The sequence below is a fragment of the Hoyosella sp. YIM 151337 genome (assembly GCF_026041215.1).
In the GTDB taxonomy this organism is placed as follows: Bacteria; Actinomycetota; Actinomycetes; order Mycobacteriales; family Mycobacteriaceae; genus Hoyosella.
Genome location: NZ_JAPEIQ010000023.1, coordinates 58,203 through 79,123 on the forward strand (window position 1 = coordinate 58,203; position 20,921 = coordinate 79,123).

At 63.5% G+C, this 20,921-nt stretch carries 20 protein-coding genes; 15 read left to right on the forward strand and 5 right to left on the reverse strand.

The features are described 5' to 3' along the window. Window positions 1-187 precede the first annotated feature (187 nt). Together ONR57_RS12180 and ONR57_RS12185 are read right to left on the reverse strand one after the other, a co-directional pair. A complete protein-coding gene (locus tag ONR57_RS12180; protein ID WP_265123727.1) occupies window positions 188-703 on the reverse strand; it encodes a DUF488 domain-containing protein in 516 nt (171 codons plus the stop codon). A gap of 64 nt (window positions 704-767) precedes the next feature. Next, entirely contained in the window at window positions 768-1,163 is a 396-nt protein-coding gene (locus tag ONR57_RS12185; protein ID WP_265123759.1) for a RidA family protein, read from the reverse strand. 103 nt (window positions 1,164-1,266) lie between these two features. On the opposite strand from ONR57_RS12185, the gene ONR57_RS12190 reads away from it, so the two are divergent. From ONR57_RS12190 to ONR57_RS12200, 3 genes are all read left to right on the forward strand, one after another. Beyond that, window positions 1,267-2,244 (forward strand): YafY family protein, encoded by a 978-nt coding sequence (locus tag ONR57_RS12190; RefSeq protein WP_265123728.1) that lies wholly within the window; start codon window positions 1,267-1,269, stop codon window positions 2,242-2,244. A gap of 189 nt (window positions 2,245-2,433) precedes the next feature. After that, window positions 2,434-3,429 (forward strand): GlxA family transcriptional regulator, encoded by a 996-nt coding sequence (locus ONR57_RS12195; RefSeq protein ID WP_265123730.1) that lies wholly within the window; start codon window positions 2,434-2,436, stop codon window positions 3,427-3,429. Between the two features lie 9 nt (window positions 3,430-3,438). Then, window positions 3,439-4,236 carry a DJ-1/PfpI family protein gene (locus ONR57_RS12200; protein ID WP_265123732.1) on the forward strand — a complete coding sequence of 266 codons (798 nt, stop codon included), beginning with the start codon at window positions 3,439-3,441 and terminating at the stop codon, window positions 4,234-4,236. A gap of 75 nt (window positions 4,237-4,311) precedes the next feature. On the opposite strand, the gene ONR57_RS12205 is transcribed toward ONR57_RS12200, so the two are convergent. Further along, entirely contained in the window at window positions 4,312-4,659 is a 348-nt protein-coding gene (locus ONR57_RS12205) for a hypothetical protein (RefSeq protein WP_265123733.1), read from the reverse strand. A gap of 179 nt (window positions 4,660-4,838) precedes the next feature. Here ONR57_RS12205 and ONR57_RS12210 point away from each other — a divergent pair, with 179 nt between their 5' ends. Further along, window positions 4,839-5,495: a response regulator transcription factor gene (locus ONR57_RS12210; RefSeq protein ID WP_265123734.1), complete on the forward strand. Its 657-nt coding sequence runs from the start codon at window positions 4,839-4,841 to the stop codon at window positions 5,493-5,495. A 5-nt stretch (window positions 5,496-5,500) separates the two neighbouring features. Then, window positions 5,501-6,697 carry a cell wall metabolism sensor histidine kinase WalK gene (locus tag ONR57_RS12215; protein ID WP_265123735.1) on the forward strand — a complete coding sequence of 399 codons (1,197 nt, stop codon included), beginning with the start codon at window positions 5,501-5,503 and terminating at the stop codon, window positions 6,695-6,697. A 9-nt stretch (window positions 6,698-6,706) separates the two neighbouring features. On the opposite strand, the gene ONR57_RS12220 is transcribed toward ONR57_RS12215, so the two are convergent. Next, window positions 6,707-8,374 (reverse strand): ABC-F family ATP-binding cassette domain-containing protein, encoded by a 1,668-nt coding sequence (locus ONR57_RS12220; RefSeq protein ID WP_265123736.1) that lies wholly within the window; start codon window positions 8,372-8,374, stop codon window positions 6,707-6,709. Window positions 8,375-8,633: 259 nt separating this feature from the next. On the opposite strand from ONR57_RS12220, the gene ONR57_RS12225 reads away from it, so the two are divergent. Both ONR57_RS12225 and ONR57_RS12230 read left to right on the forward strand, forming a co-directional pair. Further along, window positions 8,634-9,068 carry a MerR family transcriptional regulator gene (locus tag ONR57_RS12225; protein WP_265123737.1) on the forward strand — a complete coding sequence of 145 codons (435 nt, stop codon included), beginning with the start codon at window positions 8,634-8,636 and terminating at the stop codon, window positions 9,066-9,068. Continuing rightward, on the forward strand, window positions 9,065-10,087 hold the full coding sequence (locus ONR57_RS12230) for an aldo/keto reductase (protein WP_265123738.1): 1,023 nt from the start codon (window positions 9,065-9,067) through the stop codon (window positions 10,085-10,087). The genes ONR57_RS12225 and ONR57_RS12230 overlap by 4 nt, the downstream gene beginning before the upstream one ends. Before the next feature lie 234 nt (window positions 10,088-10,321). On the opposite strand, the gene ONR57_RS12235 is transcribed toward ONR57_RS12230, so the two are convergent. Continuing rightward, the gene (locus ONR57_RS12235; RefSeq protein WP_265123739.1) at window positions 10,322-10,741 is read right to left on the reverse strand and encodes a hypothetical protein; all 420 of its coding nucleotides are present in this window, start codon (window positions 10,739-10,741) and stop codon (window positions 10,322-10,324) included. 601 nt (window positions 10,742-11,342) lie between these two features. Between ONR57_RS12235 and ONR57_RS12240 the strand changes: the two genes are divergently transcribed. The 8 genes from ONR57_RS12240 to ONR57_RS12275 all read left to right on the forward strand — a co-directional run bounded on the left by ONR57_RS12240 (window position 11,343) and on the right by ONR57_RS12275 (window position 20,915). Continuing rightward, entirely contained in the window at window positions 11,343-11,999 is a 657-nt protein-coding gene (locus tag ONR57_RS12240; protein ID WP_265123740.1) for a gluconate 2-dehydrogenase subunit 3 family protein, read from the forward strand. Window positions 12,000-12,001: 2 nt separating this feature from the next. Next, window positions 12,002-13,744 carry a GMC family oxidoreductase gene (locus tag ONR57_RS12245; protein ID WP_265123741.1) on the forward strand — a complete coding sequence of 581 codons (1,743 nt, stop codon included), beginning with the start codon at window positions 12,002-12,004 and terminating at the stop codon, window positions 13,742-13,744. Between the two features lie 11 nt (window positions 13,745-13,755). Next, window positions 13,756-14,712, forward strand: coding sequence for an aldo/keto reductase (locus tag ONR57_RS12250; protein ID WP_265123743.1), 957 nt, complete (start codon window positions 13,756-13,758; stop codon window positions 14,710-14,712). Window positions 14,713-14,784: 72 nt separating this feature from the next. Then, on the forward strand, window positions 14,785-16,302 hold the full coding sequence (locus tag ONR57_RS12255; protein WP_265123744.1) for a sugar ABC transporter ATP-binding protein: 1,518 nt from the start codon (window positions 14,785-14,787) through the stop codon (window positions 16,300-16,302). 29 nt (window positions 16,303-16,331) lie between these two features. Next, window positions 16,332-17,510, forward strand: coding sequence for an ABC transporter permease (locus ONR57_RS12260; RefSeq protein WP_265123745.1), 1,179 nt, complete (start codon window positions 16,332-16,334; stop codon window positions 17,508-17,510). Beyond that, a complete protein-coding gene (locus ONR57_RS12265) occupies window positions 17,507-18,547 on the forward strand; it encodes a substrate-binding domain-containing protein (protein ID WP_265123746.1) in 1,041 nt (346 codons plus the stop codon). Before ONR57_RS12260 ends, ONR57_RS12265 begins: the two co-directional genes overlap by 4 nt. Before the next feature lie 114 nt (window positions 18,548-18,661). After that, window positions 18,662-19,810: a nitrilase-related carbon-nitrogen hydrolase gene (locus ONR57_RS12270; protein WP_265123747.1), complete on the forward strand. Its 1,149-nt coding sequence runs from the start codon at window positions 18,662-18,664 to the stop codon at window positions 19,808-19,810. Between the two features lie 112 nt (window positions 19,811-19,922). Continuing rightward, entirely contained in the window at window positions 19,923-20,915 is a 993-nt protein-coding gene (locus ONR57_RS12275) for a Gfo/Idh/MocA family protein (protein ID WP_265123748.1), read from the forward strand. The last annotated feature ends 6 nt before the right edge of the window (window positions 20,916-20,921 follow it).

Here is a 20,921-nt window from a genome sequence, read left to right on the forward strand (position 1 = left end):
TGAGCCTCTTCAGCCTGAAGATTGTGGCACCAATATCCACTCCACTTAAGGGGTTCACCATGAGGTTAAAGATGCAAGCAATCATCCTCGCCACTGCCGCGTTTGCAGCCGCACTCGCGGGCGGCATTGGCACGGCTTCCGCCGCGAGCTCAGGGATCAGCAGTAGCTGTCCGGGTCACGTCCAGATTCATTGCCGCTGAGTGGCGCGTGTGATGGTTTCAGCAGGGCGCACGTGCTCGACTGTGACATGATGCAGCGCGGTTAGCCGCTGGGCGATCAGCGAGCGGTGACAGGCTTCGGGATCGCGCTCGACGCAGAGGAGCGCCGCGGTGCCGTGGTTCGGAAGTACGGCCGCGATAGCCGCGAGGTCCACGTGATCGAGGATCTCGCGGGTATATCGGTGGATGTAGGCGGCCGCGAGTTCGCGGCGCGAGCGCTTGCCTACCCTTTGCCGGGCATCCTCGGCATACTGCAGGTGGCGCAGTTCGGTGGTGGGGGCAAGTTCTGGGTGGTGGGCGTAGGCGATCCCGGCGGCTGCGAGGGCGGCTTGCAGCCGGAGTGAGTTCGCCCAGCAATACTCGGGTCCGCGGACACCGCGGCGCTGACGGACGTCGAGCAGCAAGTGCACGTCTGCGCGCCGCAGCCGCTGCAAGAAGGAATCGGCATCGAAGCCGTAGACACCGATTGTCACCAAAGTCGACAAGACAATCTCCCACCTTTGAGCGCCCTGCCCCTCCGGCCGAAGTGTCGGAGGGGCAGGGTGTCAGTCACGCGACAGCGGTACCCTCAAGCTCAACCATCAGTCCCGGCACTGCCAGCCGTGTCACCCCGAGCATCGTGGTCGTGGGCGCTACCCCGGCAGCGCCTAACCGTGCGGCCACCACGTCATAGTGCTGAAAAAGCACATCTACGTCGGTGGTGTAGACGTTGAGGCGCACCAGGTTCGCCAGAGACATGTCCGCCTCTTTGAGCACCGCTTCCAGGTTGTCGAGGCTCAGCGCCAGCTGTGCAGCCATGTCATCAGAATGCTGGGGCTTTCCGTCGTCACTCATTGCAGTCTGGCCGGAGCAGTACAGGGTCCGGTCGTGCCCCGTCACGAGTTCACCCTGGTTGAAACCCAACCCTGTCGACCACATCACCGGGTTGACTGCCGTACGCACCATCGTCACATCAGCTCCATTCGTTTGAAGACGGCTTTCTGACACCGTGTGGGGGAGCCTGCCAACAAATCACGACACCCTGTGTCATGTTTTGTAGAGTTTCTGTATGCGCGCCGACCGGTTGGTGTCACTGGTGCTATTGCTGCGCCAGCGTGGGAGGCTCACCGCGAGCGAACTGGCGCGTGAACTCGAGGTCTCCCCGCGCACCGTGTTGCGTGACATCGATGCACTGTCCGCGGCCGGTGTACCCGTTTACACCGAACGCGGCCGGCACGGCGGATTCGCACTGTTGCCAGGCTTCCGGACGGAACTCACCGGGCTGACCCACGATGAGGCTCTTGCCCTGCTGATCACTGGATCACGGCGCGGAGCACAGACGTTCGGTCTCGGATCCGCGCTCGCGTCGGCCATGCTCAAGGTTGTTGACGCGTTACCCGACAGCTATCGGAACACCGCAGCCGACGTCGCCGAGCGCTTGCTAGTCGACCCCGACACCGACCTTCTCGCACGTAAGCTTGACAAGGAGGAGATTCCGGACAGTGTTCTGGCGGAAGTTCGGCGTGCGGTGTTCGCTGGGAACAAGCTGCGCATCCGTTACTTCGCAGCCAATGATTCCGCCCCAGACTGGCGCACCGTGGACCCGATTGGGCTCGTCACCGTGCGGGATCGGGGATATTTGCTCGCCGCCCGGTCCGGCGCCGAGCGCACCTATCGGCTGTCACGCGTGCTGGATGCGGAGGTACTGCCCGAACCAGCTGAGCGCTCGGATCGCGTCGACCTCTATCGGGCCTGGCAGGAGCGCAGCGCGCGCTTCCGCCACGGTGGCGACCGCCTTGACGTGCTGGTGAGGGTGCGGCCGGCGCGACGGGAGAACCTGGTGAGTACCGCGCTGGCTGTCTGCAGCGAAGAGATCGAAGCAGGTGGCTGGCTGCGTCTGGAAGTCGTGTTCCAAGACGCACGACATGCTGAGTGGGCACTGTGGCAGCTCACCGCGGACGCAGAAGTCCTGACACCGAAATCGCTGCGCAACTCATTCCGTGACCGAGCCGAGGCGATTGCTCACCGATACCGGGGAAGCGGGTGACTGGTGGCTGGCGAGTGCGTCAAAATCCTCGAGTCACGCACATTGCCTCGGGATACACACGATTGCCTTAAGAAGTTTTTTGAGGCAATCAGCAGTTTCTTGAGGAAATGTGCCGCGGCTCAGCGAATGGCATAAATCGTCAGTAACTTGTCCTTGCCGCCACCTGGCCGCCTCGGCCACGATAAATGGGTGCCCACCAAAGACGGTTTCCGCGAGGTCGTGGTTGTGGTGTTTGACGGCTGCACCCTCCTCGACCTCGCCGGCCCGACAGACGTGTTTCGGACCGCATCACTGCTTGGTGCGAGCCCTGCGTACCGCGTCACCCTGGCCTCGCCGGACGGGCAGCCGGTGCGCGCGGAAAGCGGCATCACCATCGGTGTCGATTCCTCGCTCGAAGCCAGTGCGCGGCAGTCCGAAATCGACACCCTGCTTGTCATCGGGGGACTGGGTGTGTACGGGTTCGCGGAGAAGTACCCAGCCGCGGTTGATGACCTTCGGCGCATCTCGGGCTTCGCGCGCCGCACCACCTCGGTGTGTACGGGTGCGGAGATCGTCGCTCACGCAGGCCTTCTCGACGGCTACCGAGCAACAACGCACTGGGCCACCTGCGGGCAACTGCAAAGTGCCCACCCGGGCGTGAAGGTTGAGGCCGACGCCATCTACGTCCAGGACCGGGACCGATGGACATCAGCGGGCGTCACCGCAGGTATCGACCTGGCGCTGGCACTAGTCGAGGACGACTGCGGCACTGAGATCGCGCACCACGTGGCCAGTTGGCTCGTGGTCTTCCTCCGCCGCCCAGGCGGGCAGTCACAGTTCAGCGTGCACATGCGCAACCCACCGGCCCGGACGCCCGCACTAGTGGAACTGCAGCGTTGGCTGCCGGATCATCTGGGCGAGGACCTCTCCGTCGAAACCCTCGCGGCGCGCGTGGGCATGAGCCCGCGGAACTTTTCCCGCGTGTTCCGCAAGGAAGTCGGCGTCACCCCAGCGGCCCTCGTCGAGTCGCTGCGGGTCGAGGCCGCGAAAGTGCTACTCGAAACGACCAGCCTGCTTATCCCCGCAATCGCGACCCAAGTAGGTTTCGGGCGCCCGGAGACTCTGCACCGGGCATTCTTCCGGCGCGCAGCAACAACACCTGGCCGGTACCGCGAGCATTTCCAGACCACACCTAGAGTTTCGTAAGGGAGCAAGATGCAGATCGCGATCGTCGTTTACCCAGGTATGACCGCCTTAGACATCGTGGGGCCGTACGAAGTATTGCGATTCATTCCCGGAGCGGAGCTACGTTTCGTCTGGACCGAGCCGGGGCCGGTGATCGCTGACAGCGGCGTATTCATGATGGCAGCCACGCATTCGTTCGATGAGACGCCCACTCCGGACGTTGTTCTGATCGGCGGCTCCGGGACTGCAAGCGGCACAATCGCAAAGAACCAGCAGCTTCTCGAATGGCTGCGGCGAGTGCACGAAAACGCCCAATGGACCACGTCAGTGTGCACAGGTTCGGTCGTGCTCGCGGCCGCGGGTCTGCTTGACGATCAGCCTGCCACGACGCATTGGTCCGAGATGTCCGTACTCGAAGGCCTTGGCGCGCAGCCCAAGAGCAATGAGCGAGTGGTGCACACCGGCAAGATCGTCACCGGCGCCGGAGTATCAGCGGGAATCGATCTGGCGTTGTGGCTCGTCGGGCGAATTGCCGGGGATGACGTTGCTCGCGCCGCACAGCTCGCGATCGAGTACGACCCGCAGCCACCGTACGACAGCGGCAGCCTGCAGAAAGCGAGCGCAGAAACGAAACGGGCTGTTGCTGCCCTCGTGCGCCGAGAGACCGTCAAGCTCGCAGCGAACGAGCCGTCGGCGTTCCTGCGTGAAGCCGCCGCGCTGTCAGAACTCGCTTGGCGGATCGCGGTGCGCAAAGCCCGCACACGCCGCTCGGTGCTTCGCCGTGCCAAACCTGCGCGCCTCCAATCGAAAGCGTTGTTAAGCCAGTGAGTTGCTGCAATTGAGGAAGCGCGTGGGCCGGGGCTGGTTCGCAAACTAGCCCCGGCCCACGCCCGTCCTAACGCACTAGAGTCCCGCGTGGGCGGCTTCGCCGCAGCTGCCTCCTCGGTTGTGGACGAGCACCCTGTGCTCGCCGTCTGGACCACTAAGCACAGTGGTGTCGTCGCTTGTCTCGGCCGACCACCCCTCGGCGCTGAGCAGTCCCACAAGGCCTCCCGGCCCTAGGTTCACGCGTTCACCGTTGCGGTAGAGCACTCGTTCATTGACGCCCTCGGTTTTCGCGCTCGTGCATGCCAGGTGAGCACCTTCACCGGGACCGGAAGGTGTGTTGGCCATTGCCACCGCGCCAGCGCCACCCGCGAGCGCGACGGCGCCCACCAGTCCTGCTGCGACTTTCCGCGAAAGAACCCGCATCGTTGTTCACTTCCCTTCGGTTGCTTGCGAACCCGCTGCCTTCGGGCGACGGGTTGTGGCCGCAGATAGCCACAACCCCATGGAACTCCGCTGCGCGTTTGGTCTGCGAGAGGTGAGCGTTTCACACAAGAGCCGTCCACCTAACACCAACCGAACAGGCGCACACGCATGATTGACTCATGCGAGTGCTTGTTGTCGAGGATGAACAGTTACTAGCCGAGACGATTGCCGAGGGGCTGCGCCGCGAGGCGTTCGCGGTCGACGTCGCCTACGACGGCGACCGGGCACTCGAGAACGCGGCGGTTAATAGCTACGACGTCCTCGTGTTAGACCGCGACATCCCGAAGGTTCCGGGTGACGAGGTCTGCGCCTGGGTGGTCAGCGCCTGCCCGCAAACTCGGATCATTATGCTCACCGCAGCTGCCGGCGTTCCGGATCGTGTCGGGGGATTGCAGCTCGGTGCAGACGACTACCTCACCAAGCCCTTCGCGTTCAGTGAACTGGTCGCGCGTGTCCACGCGCTCGGGCGGCGCTCACGTGCCAGCGTGCCACCGGTACTGGAACGTGCTGGCATCCGTCTGGACAGCCATACGTTGACGGTCACCTTTGAGGGCCGCGCCGCAGCGTTGTCTCGCAAGGAGTTCGGCGTGCTCCAGGAACTCTTGCGGGCGGAAGGTGGTGTCGTACCTTCCGAACATTTGCTGGAGAAAGTGTGGGATGAGTTTGCTGATCCGTTTTCGACGGTTGTTCGCTACACGATCATGAACCTGCGACGAAAACTCGGGGGAGCACGGATTATTGAGACGATCCCCGGCGCAGGGTACCGGATTCCATGAGCCCGATGCGACGCTTCAGACTGACGGTACGCGCCCGCTTGACGATTCTTTACGCCGGCATGTTCTTTCTTGCCGGAGTCATCTTAGTTGCACTGGTTAACGTGGCGCTCCGGCAGGAGCTCGCACGGCAATCGAACCGGCGCGCTGGAATGCTGCGAACTGTCAGAGACGACCTGGACGCTGATGACCTGACACGAGTGGTGTCGCCCGCGGACAACCCCTTGCAACCGCTGGTCGTTCAACTCGATGAAGAGACGGCCACCGTGACTAACACGGTTCTGCTGTGGTCGATAGTCGCACTCGTCCTCCTCGGTTTGGCGGCCTTCGCGATAGGCTGGATCCTCGCGGGCCGAGTCCTTTCACCGCTGCATACAATTACAAATACCGCTCGCCGCATCGCCGACCGGAATCTGCACGAACGGATCGCGCTTGAGGGACCTCCCGACGAAATCAAAGAGCTCGCCGACACCTTCGACGCAATGTTAGCGCGCCTCGACCACGCATTCGACGGCCAGAAACTGTTCATCGGCAACGCATCACATGAGCTGCGCACCCCCCTTACTGTCGCTCGGACACTTATCGAGGTCTCAATGGGTGACCCGGACGCGACACCGGAGTTCAAGCGGCTCGGACGGACGCTCCTCGACCTAAACGAACGCCACACGCACCTCATCGACGGCCTGCTCATGCTGGCGATGAGTCAGCGCGGTACTTCCGTGCGGCAGCGGGTTGACTTCGCGGAGATCGTTGCGCGGGCCGCCTCCGATGCGCAGGACGAGTCGATCGAGATGCGACTGAGCCTGAAATCGGTGATCGTCGATGGGGATCCAGTCCTTCTCGAACGCCTGGCGTTCAACCTGGTCGACAACGCTGTCCGCTATAACATCGCCCACGTCGGCTGGGTGAGTATTGCCGTCGAGCGTGCTGGCGCGGACGCCGTCCTCACAGTCGCCAATTCCGGACCCGAGATGTTCGCGCACGAGATCCCGGCGCTGTTCGAGCCCTTCCGCCGGCAAGCAACAGCACAGCGGCATGCGCATGTGCCTGGGTCGCGGATCCGGGGCGCGGGTCTGGGACTGTCCATCGTGCGCTCGGTTGTACACGCCCACGCCGGGGAGGTGGCTGCCGAGCCCCGGACCGGTGGCGGGTTGATCGTGTATGTCACCTTGCCGTGCGTGGGCGAGCAGGAGACGAAACAATAAGGTGCGGTGTTAGTTTCCCGCCCGACTGAGTACATCGCTTTCGGCGGTCGCGCTCAGATCTATTGTGGGCCACGTGCTCAAGTCCCGAAGCAGCTGACGGTCGTGGGACGAGAGCACGACGGCTGCTTGCGTTGCTCCGAGTGCGTCGGTGAGTTCGCCGACAAGCGCGATGGAGAGGTGGTTCGTGGGTTCGTCGAGGAGAAGGACGTGCGGGCGAGTCGCGAGCACCAGCGCTAGGTCGAGGCGGCGTTGCTGGCCGATCGATAGTTCGCCCACACGTTTGCTCGTCTCACGTGGCCGCAACAGACCTAGTTGCGATAGTCCGACGACCTCCGACTCTGGCACCACGCCCGCGGCAACGAGCGCGCTGACGCGCGTGGCGAACAGCTCGCTCGCCCGCCAATCTTCTGGCAGCGCAGATTCCTGACGGAGGAAGCCCAGTCTGGTGCCTTGCGAGATCCGCGCAGCACCCGTATCTGGCGGCAGGTCGCAGGCGGCAACGTTGAGGAGAGTCGATTTACCAGTACCGTTTTGCCCAGTCACGACTAGCCGGTCACCATGCGAAAGGACGAACGACACCGGCCGGGTCAGCTTTCCGATGACACTGACCTGGTCGACCCGCAGCAGGACCGCGCCAGTTCGAGTTGGCAGGCCAGGAAACCGGAGCTCCTGCGGCGGTTCCGGCACTGTCACCGCGTGCGCCGAGAGTGCCTCCTGACGCCGGTGCACGCTCTGGACGAGGCCGCCCGTACGTGTGGCTCGGCCGTGCTTGTTGGTGCCCTTATCCGGCCGCCATCCCGTAATGAGGCGGTTCTGTGCGGCACTGAGACTCGTCTCGAGTCTGGTGAGCTCCGCTTGCTGCCGTTCGTAGTCTTGCGTCCAGCGCTCCCGTTCGGCCAGTCGGCCCTCCTGGTAACCGGAATATCCACCACCGTAGACGCGAGGGCGACCGTCCGATGTCGGGTCCAGATCGATGAACGTCTCCGCGACATCGGCGAGTAGTGCTCGATCATGGCTGACTATGGTGACGCCGCCGCTTCGGTTCCGCAGCTCAGCCGTCAAGAAATCGAGTCCGCCGCGGTCAAGATGATTCGTGGGTTCATCAAGGAGCAGAAAGTCATCGTCGGCGCCAAGGAGACACGCCAAACGGACTCGGTACCGCTGTCCTACTGAGAGGTCGCTGAGCCGTCGTGACATGTCGTGTTCCGCGTCGAGCGCGGCCAGCGCTATCTGCACGCGCCGCTCGGCGTCCCACGCGCCGAGCGTTTCGGCCAGTTCGAGTGCAGCGCCGTACTCCTCAACCGCACCGTCTCTGCCATCAGCTAGCGCGACGGTGGCGGCGTCGAGAGCCGCAAGGGCAGCGAGTGGCTCAGCGATCGCGTCCGCGACCGTATCGCCAACTGTTCTGCTGTTGTCAGCCGGCATTTCCTGGCCGGCGACACCGAGCGTGCCAATGCGCTGCACGGAACCGCGGTCCGGTTCCAGGTTTCCAGCGAGCACATGCAGGAGCGTTGACTTCCCGCGCCCGTTCTCGCCGACGATCGCCACCCTTGATGACGGCGTGACGGCGAGGTCGACGTGGTTGAGAACGATGGTGGCTCCGCGTATCACGGAGACGCCTGATGCGATGAGCTGGGCGCGCTCGCGCGCCGGAAAACGAGAGGCAGGGGAGAGCATTTCAGTCCTTCGAGACATTGCACCACTAGCCGCGAGACCAATGGATGAGCAATTGACGACGACCCCGACAGGGGGCATTAACAGCGCGGCCACCGGATCTCGGAGTCACTCAACGAGCGCCGTGGGCCCACTCAGTCGTCACAGGAAGTACAAATGCATGATTCCACGATAACCGACCGCCGGTGCGCGCACGATCCCAATTTCGGTGAAACGGGACACTCTTGCGCTGGAGTGCACTCCAGCTTCTATCGTCATGGCCATGACCGGGATTCTGGGAATTGCTGAGGTGTCGCGGCGTACAGGACTGAGCAAGGACACGTTGCGCTGGTATGAATCCGAGGGTCTCATACCACTGGTTCCGCGCGGCAGCGACGGACGGCGGCGCTACAGCGAACCAACCGTACGCATGATCGAACTGCTTGTGCGCCTGAGACGAACCGGCATGCCGGTCAAACAAATGCGCGCATTCGTAGCGATGCTCGCGGAAGCCGAAAGCACCCACGGCCGCCGTATGGCCCTGCTCGAGGAGCACCGCGAAGAAGTGCTTTCGCGCATACGTGAATTGCTTACAGATCTCGACGCAATCGAGGAAAAGATCACGCACTACGCGCGGCTTATCCAGGATGGCCGGGACTGCGCTGAAGAACCGATCACCGACCCCGCCATCCGTGCGGAGCAGAGGAGAAAAGAATGATCGTCCCGCGCATAGAACTCGCTCCAGGCCTGACCGTCAGCAAAATGGGCTTCGGTGGCATGGCGCTGACCGGAGTCTACGGACAAACAGATCCTGACGAAGCCCTCGCCACGCTGCACGCCACAGTTGACGCGGGAGTGCGGTTCATCGACACAGCGGATGTATACGGGACACCACGGCCCGGTACCGACGGGCCAGCCGGTACCAACGAGGAATTGATCGCACAGCTGCTCGGTGTTCGGCGGGATGAGGTGCAGATCGCTACCAAGTTCGGCATCACAGGCGAAGTCGGTGAGCGCAACAGCACTCGAGGTGATCGAGCGTATGTCAAGCAGGCGTGTGAGGCGTCGCTGCGTCGGCTTGGCACAGACGTCATCGACCTGTACTACATGCACCGGCGTGAACTGACGCGGCCGATCGCAGAGACGGTCGCGGCGATGGCCGAACTCGTCACAGAAGGCAAGGTGCGCCACCTTGGGCTCAGTGAGGTGACCGCGGCAGAGCTACGGGACGCCGCAGCGGTGCATCCGATCGCGGCAGTGCAAAGTGAGTGGAGCATCTGGAGTCGTGACGTCGAGGCAAGTGTGGTTCCTGCCGCGCGGGAAGTGGGCGCAGGGTTCGTTCCGTATTCCCCGCTTGGCCGGGGATTCCTCACCGGCACGCTGCGGCGCGACAATCTGCGGTCGACCATGCTCGCCGGACAGCCACGGTTCGACGAGCACTTCGACGCGAATGTCCGTGTCGTGGAGATGATCCGGAGCGTCGCCCAGGAAATGGACGCAACACCTGCTCAGATTGCGCTCGCATGGCTCTACGCCAAGGGAACTGAACTCGGCATCCCCGTCGTCCCCATCCCCGGTACCCGGTCGGCGGCACGGGTGAAAGAGAACGCGGTCGCCGCCACCCTCACGCTCACCGCGGGGCAGGTCGCCCAGCTCGACAGTGCGGCCGCGCTTGTGCAGGGCGGGCGCAACCTGACGTTCAACGGCGCTGACTGGATCTCCGCGGGAAGGGAGTAGCGCCGCACTGCGGCCACCGACCGCTTCGGCTGTGAGTCCAGTACTGCCGGGGGGTTGCTGGAGAGGTAATTCGTGTTCTGCACACCTCTCAGCGCGGCTCCTGGCAAGCAGGCCGCTGGTGAGGATGGAGACGCCGTCAGCGCCTGTGGACCCGGCGACAGCCCCGGCGGTGAGGGGATGATGACTTGCCCGAGCCTGTTTCCGGTCAGGCGCAGGGAGAGGGCGGATGCGCGGTTAGGGGAGGATGGGGATGATGGCGACGGGCAGCGCGGAGTACAGTGAGCCGGAGTTGAGCAGCCATTTCCGGGGTACCACTGCGAGGAGCTGCGCGAGGAATAGTCGCGAGACGATCGCTGTTAGCGCGCGTGCGGTGATGATGGTTGTGACGGTGAGAGCTGAGAAGCCGTGTTGCTCACCAAGAACGGGCAGGTAGGCGGCCGTCAGATCCATTGAGGTCACCACAATCAGGCTGCTGAACACGGCCGGGCGCATCCCCGGGTGGTCAGCATCGAGAAGGCCGACTCCAGGGCCGGGGTTTCTTGTCGTGTGCGGGCCGCGCGGATGACGATGCTCGCGAAGGATGGATCCGCAGCGCAGCACGGCGGCGGCGTGAAACCCATCGACGGCCCGGCCGATCGGGATGGCCGCGAGCATTCACACCTGACCAAAGTCGCGGAACGGTTGAAGCGACTCGCACCTGCCAAGTCGCAGGCCCTGGACCCATCACGGATACCCTGCGGCGCCACGTCATCGGATACAGCCCAGCCATGACTGCCACGACCGGCCAACCGCCGAGAAAGGTGGAACCCGACCACACAGAAAAGCCATCGATCGACGCGCAGGGTGCACGTCGGTGCCGCAGGGGAGAACTCCCCACCCCGCGCACGGGAGTTGAGCCGTGCCTGATCCACTGTCACCGCCAGGCTGCGGTCGGCAGCACTGGGCGGTGGTGCAGTTGCGTCTCGTGCGCCGGGGAGCCCGTGGCGGGTTGCCGTTTTCGGCATGACTACCTGCCCCAAGCGGATGTTAGCGCTCACTCAGTCGTCATGCAGTTTCAACATCAACACAACATAATGCGTGATCAGGGGTTGACACATTTCGTGTTAGCGCTAACACTGGGAACAGCGCACAGCAGAGTGGCTCAACTCACAGTTTCAGATATCCGTGCTACCGCACGGTCCCGCAGAAGGAGGGGCCCGATCCGATCGGGGATCTGCAGCGCCGACCAGGTCGCCGGACGCAGAGAGGACCAGATATGGCAGACAATCGACTAGCCCAACCGGCTGAAGAATCCATCGCCCTTACGTACCTGAACGATGCGGAGGCGCGAACGGTCGAGGTGATCGCCGAACGGATCATCCCCGACGGAGGCGATGGGGCCGGGGCGACACAGGCCGGCGTGGTCTACTACATCGACAGGGCCCTGAGTGGCGTGAGCCAGAACCTCCAGCACGTGTATCGCACCGGTCTCCGGGCGCTGGCGAAGTACTGCGCCGCTGCGCACGCGGCCGAGTTCGCCGACCTGCCCGTCGACATCCAGGACGAGGTGATCCAGCGCTTCCTGGGCCCGGCCGTGCTCGAGGAGGGCTCGACACCGATCATGCACGGCGACGAGGCCGGGGAGCACGGAGAGAGTGCCGACCTGCCCACGCTGCGCCGCCTGTTCGCCGTGGTCCGCGAGCATGCCATTGAGGGTTTCTTCTGCGATCCGGCATACGGCGGGAATCGCAACGCCGTGGGCTGGAAGCTGGTTGGGTTCCCGGGCGCGTACTGGGGCTATACAGCCGAGCAGATGGGCCGGGGCTTCGACGGGCGCAGCCTGCCGATCATGACCCTGTCCGACCTGAGGACCCAGCTGAGGACCAAGAACCTGCCCGACAACGCAACCTTCTACCGCAACGAGGAGAACTGAAAATGGGTGGAGAAAAGATCGATGTCATCGTGGTCGGTGCGGGCGCTTCGGGAGCCGTCATCGCGTCCGAGCTTGCGAAGGCCAACTTGAAAGTCGTCTGTCTCGATAAGGGGCCGAAGCACACCACTGAAGACTTCCGCCTGAAGCAGGACGAGATCCGCTACTACGCTCGCGGATCGCTCGTGCCCAGCATGGACACTGATCCCATAACGTGGCGCGAAACCAGCGCTGATGGAGACGGAGAACTCGCGCCGTGGGCAGCCGGTCCCCTGGGGACCGCGAACCCGCTCCACCTGCCGCCCTCCCTGGGGGCCGGTGGTGGAACCATCCACTGGGGCGGTGCGTGCTGGCGCTTCCGGGAGACCGAGTTCCGCATGAAGACCGAGATCGAGGACCGTCTGGGCAAGAACGCCCTCCCGGAGGGCAACACTCTCGTCGACTGGCCCATCAGCTACGCCGACCTCGAGCCCTACTACAACAAAACGGAGTGGGAACTCGGTATCTCAGGCCGAGGCAGCAACGTGGCTGGGCGCCCCGATCTCAATGAGAACCCGTGGGAGGCGCCGCGCCAGCGGGACTATCCCATGCCGCCACTGCGCCAGAGCGCCGCGGACATCGATTTCGGCCAGGCCTGCGAGCGGCTGGGCTACCATCCTTTCCGCACCGCCGCGGCGATCGCTTCCGAGCCGTTCAAGGGGCGGTCCGGATGCACCTACTGCGGCTTCTGCCACGGCTACCCGTGCCATGTGGACGCCAAGACGTCCACTCACGTCGCGGCCCTGCCCTACGGCGAGGCCAGCGGGAACCTGGAGGTGCGTGACTACTGCCGCGTCTACCGGCTCAACCGCTCCAATGACGGCAAGCGCGTAACCGGGGTCTCGTACTTCGACGCAGACGGCCGGTCCGTCGACCTCGAGGCCGACAGGGTCGTGCTCGCGTGCTACGCACTTGAGAACGCCCGGCTGCTTCTGGCCTCCGGCATCAATGCCAACGGGCAGGTCGGCAAGCACATGATGACCCACGCCTTCGGCTTCTTCATGGGGCTTACCAAGGAACCGTCGAACCCGTACATGGGCACGCTCGTCGCCTCCACCTCGATCGAGGACTTCAGCGGCGAACTCGTGCACGAGTACGATCCCACCGTCCTGTGGGGCGCTCCCATCATCAGCTGGCCCGGCGACTACCAGCCGATCGAGATTGCGCATGCCATGCCGCCCGGTGCACCACGCTGGGGTGCCGGATTCCGCGACTGGATGCGCGACAACTACGCGCACGTGTGGTCCATGTACTCCCAGACCGCCAACATCCCCACCCACGAGACCTATGTCGACCTCGACCCCCGCCGCAAGGACCCGTGGGGCCAGCCGGCACTTCGCATGACGCACGGGTGGGGCGAGTGGGACCAGCACATGGTCGACTTCCTGCTCGGCATCAAGCGCAAGATCGCCCGGGAGATGGGCCTGACGTACTGGTGGGAGGAGACGACGAAGCCCGACTACCACCTCTCCACGCACGAGGTCGGCACCCACCGCATGGGCGAGGACCCGGCGACCTCCGTCGTCGATATCTACGGCCGGTCCCACGAGTGCGACAACTTGTTCGTCGTCGGCGGGGGGCAGTTCCCCAGCTACCACGGTTACAACCCCACGGAAACCATCTGGGCCATGGCCTACATGACCGCCGACCACATCATCGGCCGCTCGGCACCGATACCTGCCCAGGCCCACGCCGCTCACACCCACTAGGAGAACAGCACATGGAGAAGCGTCCGCTCGGCAGCACAGGTCTGTCCGTCACCCCGATCTGTGAGGGAACCAGTCCGCTGGGCAACTTCCCGGCACAGTACGGCTACGAAGTCGGTGAAAAGCAGGCGGTGGACACCATCCTGCGGATCCTCGAGGGCCCTTTGAACTTCATCGACACCTCCAACAACTACTTTGATGCGGAGCGCCGGATCGGCATCGCACTGCGGGAACGCGGGGGTCTGCCCGAGGACTTCGTGCTCGCCACGAAGGTCGATCCCAAGCCCGGGAGCAGCGACCTTTCTGGCGCCCGCGCCCGGGACTCGGTCGAGGAGAGCCTGGAGCGCCTCGGTCTGGACCGCCTGCAGCTCGTCTTCATCCACGACCCCGAACTCCACGACTTCGATGCGGTCACCGGGCCTGGGGGCGCCGTCGAGGCGATGGTCGCCATGCAGCAGGAGGGCCTCATCGACCACATCGGCGTCGCCGGCGGACCCATCGACCTCATGCTGCGCTATGTCGACCTCGGGGTCTTCCAAGCAGTCATCAGCCACAACCGCTACACCCTGGTTGACCAGTCCGCCCGACCCTTGATCGACGCAACGGAAAACCGGGAGATGGCGTTCATCAACGGCGCGCCGTACGGCGGAGGGATGCTCGTCAAGGGTCCAGACCAGCACCCGAACTACTGCTACAGCCCGGCAAGCGAAGCCACGAAAGATCGGGTACGACGGATGCAGGACGCCTGTCGGCAGTTCGGCGTGCCCCTCGCAGCGGCAGCTCTGCGGTTCTCCCTCCGCGAGCCGGCCATCGCCTCGACCATCGTCGGCATGTCCAGTCCGGAGCGCCTGGACCAGACGCTGGGCTTGGCTGAAACACGCATCCCGGACGAACTCTGGTCCGTCCTCGATGACCTTGCACGAGTGGGCCGCAACGGTGTTGAAGAACCCGTTTTGCAAACACCGTCATGATAGCGCTAACACACATTCCGGTATTAGCTGCCATTTCTGGCCGGAATGCGTCTGAGTAAGCAGGTGATGAAAATGGCTGATAGCTCGACTGGCCCAGCGTTGCGTGTCTCGGGTTTGACGAAGCACTACCCAGGCGTGACTGCTCTCGCTGGGGTTGATCTCGAGGTCCAGCCCGGGCAGGTTCTCTCTCTTTCGGGGGCCAACGGTGCGGGCAAATCAACCCTGGTGAAGATCCTTTCCGGCGCAGAACAACCGGATACCGGCCGTATCTGGATTGACGGGAAGGAAGTGAAGCTGGAGAACCCACACGCTGCTCGTGAGGCCGGTATCTACACGATCTATCAGGAGATGAGTCTCATACCGGCAATGTCGGTAGTCGAAAACATCTTCCTCGATGAGTTCGCAGCTGGCGGGTTGTTCCGCCGCTCGAAGATGGAGAGGCAGGCGCGTGAGCTCATGGACCGCCTTGGCCTTAGCGTGAATGTCAACGACCCCGTGGGGTCGCTTCCGCTCGGCAAGCAGCAGTTCGTTGAAATCGCCAAGGCACTGAAGTCTCAACCCCGAGTGTTACTGCTGGACGAACCGACGACCACCCTCCCGCCGCGTGATGTGAGTGCTCTGCTCGAGCTGATGCGGGAATTGGCGGAGTCCGGCGTTGGCCTGATCTTCATTTCACACCGCCTGGATGAGGTGACGGAGGTCTGCGATGCCGTCGATGTGCTGCGTGACGGTCGGCGCGTCGCGCACTTTGATCTCGTGCCGGACCACCACGAGATCGTCAAGGCGATGATGGGCGACCGCTACGAGAACTCCTTGGCCGCGGCAGCAGCCGAGAACGCTGAGGGATATCTGGGTGGAATAGCTGGTGACGAGGTCGTCCTCGATGTTCGGGGGCTCACCGACGGGAACCGTGTGGCACCTGCCACCTTCGACCTGCGGCGCGGTGAGGTGCTGGGTATCACTGGGCTCCTGGGCGCTGGTCAGACAGAGCTCGCGGAATGCTTGTTCGGTATCCGGGAGGCCACGGGCGGCACCATCAGCGTGGACGGTCGACCGGTCCGGGTCCGATCGCCGCGTGAGGCGATCGCGGCTGGGCTGGGCCTGATCCCTGAAGACCGGAAGTCGCAGGGTCTGGTTCTGGGCATGAGCGCCAACAAGAACATGACCCTGGCATCGCTGACGTCTTTCACCCACATAGGAGTTCTGGACCACCGCAAGGAGGTGCAGCACGGGCGCGGTCAGGTGCGAGAACTCAACATCAAATGCAGCTCGGTCCATCAAACCGTCGGCACTATGAGCGGCGGCAACCAGCAGAAAGTTCTCCTGGCGCGCTGGCTTACCAAGAACAGCAAGGTACTGATCCTGGCCGAACCGACCAGGGGCGTCGACGTCGCTGCGAAGGAGGAGATCTACCGTCTCGTTCGCGCTTACCTCCGTGATGGCGGGGCAGCCATCATCATCACGTCCGAGGTCGCCGAGGCCGCACATTGCGACCGAGTGCTAGTCCTCTCCGCCGGCAGGGTCGTCGCGAAGGCCACCCACGACGAGATCCGCTCTCAACAACAGAATCTCCTGACCCATCTTCGTTGACAACTATGGCCGACCCACTGGAGGAACCCATGTCGGTAACTACACTTAGCACCCCACCCGCAGATACACCGAAGAAATGGCTCGGCGGCGTAAAGGGCAAATTACCTGCGCTATCGCGGTTCAAGATTGGCCCGCCCGGCTATCTGATCATCGTCTTCGTGCTGGTGGCGATCGTTGGCTCGCTGGTGTCACCACACTTCCTGACCGTGCGAAATCTCGAGAACATCGCCGTCGCGGCATCCGTCGTCGCGGTGCTCGGTGTCGCACAGTTTATCGTTATCGTCACACGAGGCATCGACCTTTCGGTGGGATCGGTGGCGGCGCTGGCCACGGTTATCGCAGCAGTGCTGCTGCAACAAGGCCACGGGTTCTTCATCGCGATCATAGTCACGATCACCGCTTGCGCTCTGGCGGGACTGATCAACGGGATCCTCGTGGTCTACGCGCGGATCGCGCCATTCGTTGCAACGCTGGCGATGATGAGCATTGCCCGTGGTGTGGCGTTCCTCGTGCAGGTCGGCACGCTGATCGTCATCAGCGACCGGACCTTCCTGAACATCTTCGGCGGCAGCACCGGTGCGATTCCCAACGTCGTGATCATCGCCCTGGCGGTTACGCTCGTCGCGGCATTCGTCATGCGGTACACATCTGTGGGCCGACGGCTCTACGCTCTCGGGGGGAACCCGGAAGCCGCGCGGCTTTCGGGTCTGCCAGTCAAGCGTGACCAGGTGATGGCTTACACGACGAGCGGCGCCCTGGCCGGCCTGGCCGGTCTCATGCTGGCGGGACGGCTGTCCCAGGGAAGCTCCCTCGTCGGCCAGGGCTATGAACTGGATTCAATCGCGGCCGCCGTCGTCGGCGGTACCTCGCTCTTTGGCGGCACGGGCGACCCGATCAGCACGGTTCTCGGTGCTCTGATCATCGGCATGATCGGCAACATTATGAACCTCGCGGGGATCCAGTCCGAGCCCCAGATGGTCATCCTCGGAATCGTCATACTCGTCGCGGTTTTCCTCACATCCGGAGGAGGCGTCCAGCGGATCCGCGCGGCGCTGTCAAAACTGCGCCCGAAGCGAAACGAGGTCTCCGACAGCACACCTGGCTCGACATCCGAGGATGTACCGATTTCGCGTCGGCCCGATCTCGCAGAGGGCGTCGACTCCCCGGGACCCAATCGTCAGTCCACCAACACGGAAGGAAACCCATGATGCGTGCTACCACAGGCATAGCCACTGTCGCCGCACTTACCGCCAGCCTCGCGCTCACCGCATGCGGCTCAGAAGGCGGCACAACGGACGGCACCACGGCCTCCGGAGCCGACGGTGAGTCGATCACAATCGGATTCTCCCAGCGACGCCTAGCCGGCAGCGACTGGTGGGCCACGCTTCTGCAAGGCGCCGAGGACAAGGCCGCGGAACTCGGTGCGGAAATCATCGTCACCGACGCAGGCGGCGACACCGTCAAGCAAAATTCCGATGTGCAGACTCTTCTCACCCGCGGGGTCGATGCCATCATCCTCAACCCGCATGATCCCACCGGCGTCGCCGGCGCGGTCACGTCCACGGTCCGGGACGATGTGCCTCTCGTGGTCGTCAACGGCAGCCTCTCCGACGAGCTGGCTCCACATCAATTCTGTTACGTCGCCGAGGATCAGGTTGCGGTTGCCGCTCGGCTCGGCGCGGCAATCGCCGAGAAGGCCACAGAGCGCTGGGGTGACAGGCCAGTCACCGCTGTGGTGATCGGGGGGTACAGCGGTGAGACGATCACTAACCTGCGGCACAAGGGTGTGATCGAGGGATACGAGAGCGTCGAGGACGCGCCTGAGATCACCTACCTGCCCATCCGGTACGGCGAATGGCTGCCCGACAGGGCCCTCACACCCATGCGAGATGTCGCCACCGCGAATCCCGACATCGACATCGTGTTCAGCCTGAGCGACGTCATGCTCCCTGGCATCGAGCGAGGGCTTCAGGACGCCGGTGTTCTCGACCAGGTGCTCATCGGCACCTACGACGGCCAGATGGCCGTGCTCAGGAAGATGATGGAAAACCCCGATGGCCCGGTACAGGTCAACGCCTCCAACGAACCCTACAAGCAGGGGGAGACGGCCGTCGAGATGGCGGTGGCTGCGGCCCGGGGTGAGTCCCAGGAGGAGGTGTGCCCCGGCGGCGAGTTCTTCATCGAGACGTTCCTGGCGACGCCCGAAAACGCCGAGGAGCACCACGACCCGCACCGGCAGTTCTAACCCCCAACTCACCAGCGGCGTTCACGCGAACATGCCGTGGACACCATCAACCCGTAAACCAAGCAAAAGAAACTGTGAGCGGGACCCCAGCTCACACGATCGAAGGAGATCACAGTGATCGAGCCCTTTTCCGTCGTCGCACTCTCGCCCCGGACGTTCCAGCTCAAGGAACGCGAGGACGGGATCAAAAACGTCAAGCGGATCAACGAGTTTATGGACACTGCCGTCATGGTTGGCGCATGGGAGGGCGCCCCGGTCCGTCTCGTCGTCATTCCCGAGATGGCCATTCAGGGCATGATCGCGAACATCCCGGGCAACCGCGAGAAGGAAGCACACTTCGCGGTCACGATCCCCGGTCCTGAGACCGACGAACTCGCCAAGAAAGCGCGGCAGCACAACACCTACATCGCCGCCGAACTCTACATGGTCAAAGACGACGACTTCCCCGACCGCTACTTCAATGTCGCGTTCATCATCGATCCAAACGGGGAAGTCGTCTACAAGCGGTACAAGGCGACTAGCGATGCCTACGAAGGCGGGATGCTCGGCAATATGAACCCGCACGACGTGTGGGACGAGTGGATCGCCAAGAAGGGAAACGGGAACGTGATGGACGCGATCTTCCCGGTCGCCCGCACCGAAATCGGCAACATCGGCATCGCGATCTGCCACGAGGGCGTGTACCCCGAGGTCGTGCGCGGTCTCGCGATGAACGGTGCTGAAATCATCATCCGGCCCACTCTTATCGAGCCGGCTGTGATGACCGGCATGTGGGAGATCCAGAACCGGGCGCACGCACTGTTCAACTCCGCCTACGTTGTCGCCCCCAACCTCGGTCCCGAGATCAGGGAGGATGGCGGCATCCAAGATCTCTTCGGCGGCCAGTCAATGATCGTCAACCCTCGAGGGCAGATCGTCGCCCAGCAGAACGGCTGGACCTCCGGGGACTCCTTCGTCTGCACGACCATCGACATCGAGGCGCTGCGGCGGGCCAGGGTCGCCAACGGACTGTACAACCAGTTCAAGGACATGCGCACCGAGCAATACCGCGCCATCTACGACCAGCCCATCTACCCCAAGAACCAGTACCTCGATGCACCGCCCACGGAGGACTGGCTCGCCCGCGAGGAGGCCACCCGGGCACGCAACATCCAGACGCTCATCAAGCGGGGTGTGATCACACCTCCCACCGGTTACCAGCCGAACGGGTCCGCAAAGGAGTCCTCGGTGATCGAGGCGAGGTCTGAGGTCAGCGGCTCCTAATGCTGATGGGATCGGTGCGCGGCAGGCACATCACAGTCTGCTGCGCACCCATCGTCCCAATGCCGCTCACCATAGTCGGCCAAGTCCGGATTCTGAAACATAGAGGAGGTAAATGATGAGTCCCATCAGGGTGCTGGTTCTCGGCATGGGCCGGTGGGGAAACCGATGGCTGGAGGCATTGGCAGACATCCCGGGAGTTGCACTCGCAGGCACCGCTGGAGGAAGGGTGCGGGTCGCGGCCGACAAGCTGCCCAAGACGAACTCCTACTGTCATTACCGCAGTTTCTCAGAGGCCTTGGATCGCTGCCTGGCCGACGCCGTGATAGTAACGCTTCCTGTCCGCCTTCATGCCGAGGCCATCACACGGGCAATTGAGGCCGGAATGCACGTTCTCGTCGAGAAGCCCCTCGTGGGCACACGACAAGATCTCGCTGCTGTCCTGTCAGCCCGGTCTGGGCGCCCCGACATCCAGGTCGTCGTGTCGCAGAACTACCGGTACCGGCCATGGGCGCGGCGAGCCCGACAGCAAATCACAAGCGGTATCCTCGGAGAAGTCCGGCATATCTCCATAAGATTCAGCAAGGCGGAGTTCCTTGAAGGTGGGCGAGACCAGCTGCAAGCTCCTCTCCTGGAAGATATGTGCATCCATCATCTCGACCTCGTGCGCTATCTCACCGGCCGCGAAGCTGTCGAAGTGTTCGCCATCCAGCACCGCGCGCCGTGGAGCCGCTACTCCGGAATGCCGGGCCTCGAAGCTCTCATCACACTCGATGACGGCACGGTGGTTAACTACTCCGGTACATGGGCTGGGAGAGGGCCAGAAACCTCCTGGGACGGTGAGTTCGTCTTCCACGGCGAGCACGGCGTGCTCGAGGTCGCCGAGGACAAGGTCGCGCTCAACGGCGACCCGACCGCCGCCCTGATACCACAACGAATTCCCAACGAAACCGACGACCTCCGCGCTGTGTTCCAGAGCTTCCAACAGGCTGTTGACGGGCACAAGGTTGCAGAAACCGACGTGGTCGACAATCGCTGGACCGTCGAATTGCTGTTTGCTGTTGAAGAATCGCTCAAATCGCGCCGCCCCGCGCCAGTGCGGGCTTGAGGGAGC

Excerpts from the sequence above, each read along its gene's own strand:
- ONR57_RS12185 (WP_265123759.1), bottom strand. The coding sequence starts at position 1,163 with ATGGTGCGTACGGCAGTCAACCCGGTGATGTGGTCGACAGGGTTGGGT.
- ONR57_RS12190 (WP_265123728.1), top strand. The coding sequence starts at position 1,267 with ATGCGCGCCGACCGGTTGGTGTCACTGGTGCTATTGCTGCGCCAGCGT.
- ONR57_RS12200 (WP_265123732.1), top strand. The coding sequence starts at position 3,439 with ATGCAGATCGCGATCGTCGTTTACCCAGGTATGACCGCCTTAGACATC.
- ONR57_RS12205 (WP_265123733.1), bottom strand. The coding sequence starts at position 4,659 with ATGCGGGTTCTTTCGCGGAAAGTCGCAGCAGGACTGGTGGGCGCCGTC.
- ONR57_RS12210 (WP_265123734.1), top strand. The coding sequence starts at position 4,839 with ATGCGAGTGCTTGTTGTCGAGGATGAACAGTTACTAGCCGAGACGATT.
- ONR57_RS12215 (WP_265123735.1), top strand. The coding sequence starts at position 5,501 with ATGCGACGCTTCAGACTGACGGTACGCGCCCGCTTGACGATTCTTTAC.
- ONR57_RS12220 (WP_265123736.1), bottom strand. The coding sequence starts at position 8,374 with ATGCTCTCCCCTGCCTCTCGTTTTCCGGCGCGCGAGCGCGCCCAGCTC.
- ONR57_RS12225 (WP_265123737.1), top strand. The coding sequence starts at position 8,634 with ATGACCGGGATTCTGGGAATTGCTGAGGTGTCGCGGCGTACAGGACTG.
- ONR57_RS12230 (WP_265123738.1), top strand. The coding sequence starts at position 9,065 with ATGATCGTCCCGCGCATAGAACTCGCTCCAGGCCTGACCGTCAGCAAA.
- ONR57_RS12235 (WP_265123739.1), bottom strand. The coding sequence starts at position 10,741 with ATGCTCGCGGCCATCCCGATCGGCCGGGCCGTCGATGGGTTTCACGCC.
- ONR57_RS12240 (WP_265123740.1), top strand. The coding sequence starts at position 11,343 with ATGGCAGACAATCGACTAGCCCAACCGGCTGAAGAATCCATCGCCCTT.
- ONR57_RS12245 (WP_265123741.1), top strand. The coding sequence starts at position 12,002 with ATGGGTGGAGAAAAGATCGATGTCATCGTGGTCGGTGCGGGCGCTTCG.
- ONR57_RS12250 (WP_265123743.1), top strand. The coding sequence starts at position 13,756 with ATGGAGAAGCGTCCGCTCGGCAGCACAGGTCTGTCCGTCACCCCGATC.
- ONR57_RS12255 (WP_265123744.1), top strand. The coding sequence starts at position 14,785 with ATGGCTGATAGCTCGACTGGCCCAGCGTTGCGTGTCTCGGGTTTGACG.
- ONR57_RS12260 (WP_265123745.1), top strand. The coding sequence starts at position 16,332 with ATGTCGGTAACTACACTTAGCACCCCACCCGCAGATACACCGAAGAAA.
- ONR57_RS12265 (WP_265123746.1), top strand. The coding sequence starts at position 17,507 with ATGATGCGTGCTACCACAGGCATAGCCACTGTCGCCGCACTTACCGCC.
- ONR57_RS12275 (WP_265123748.1), top strand. The coding sequence starts at position 19,923 with ATGATGAGTCCCATCAGGGTGCTGGTTCTCGGCATGGGCCGGTGGGGA.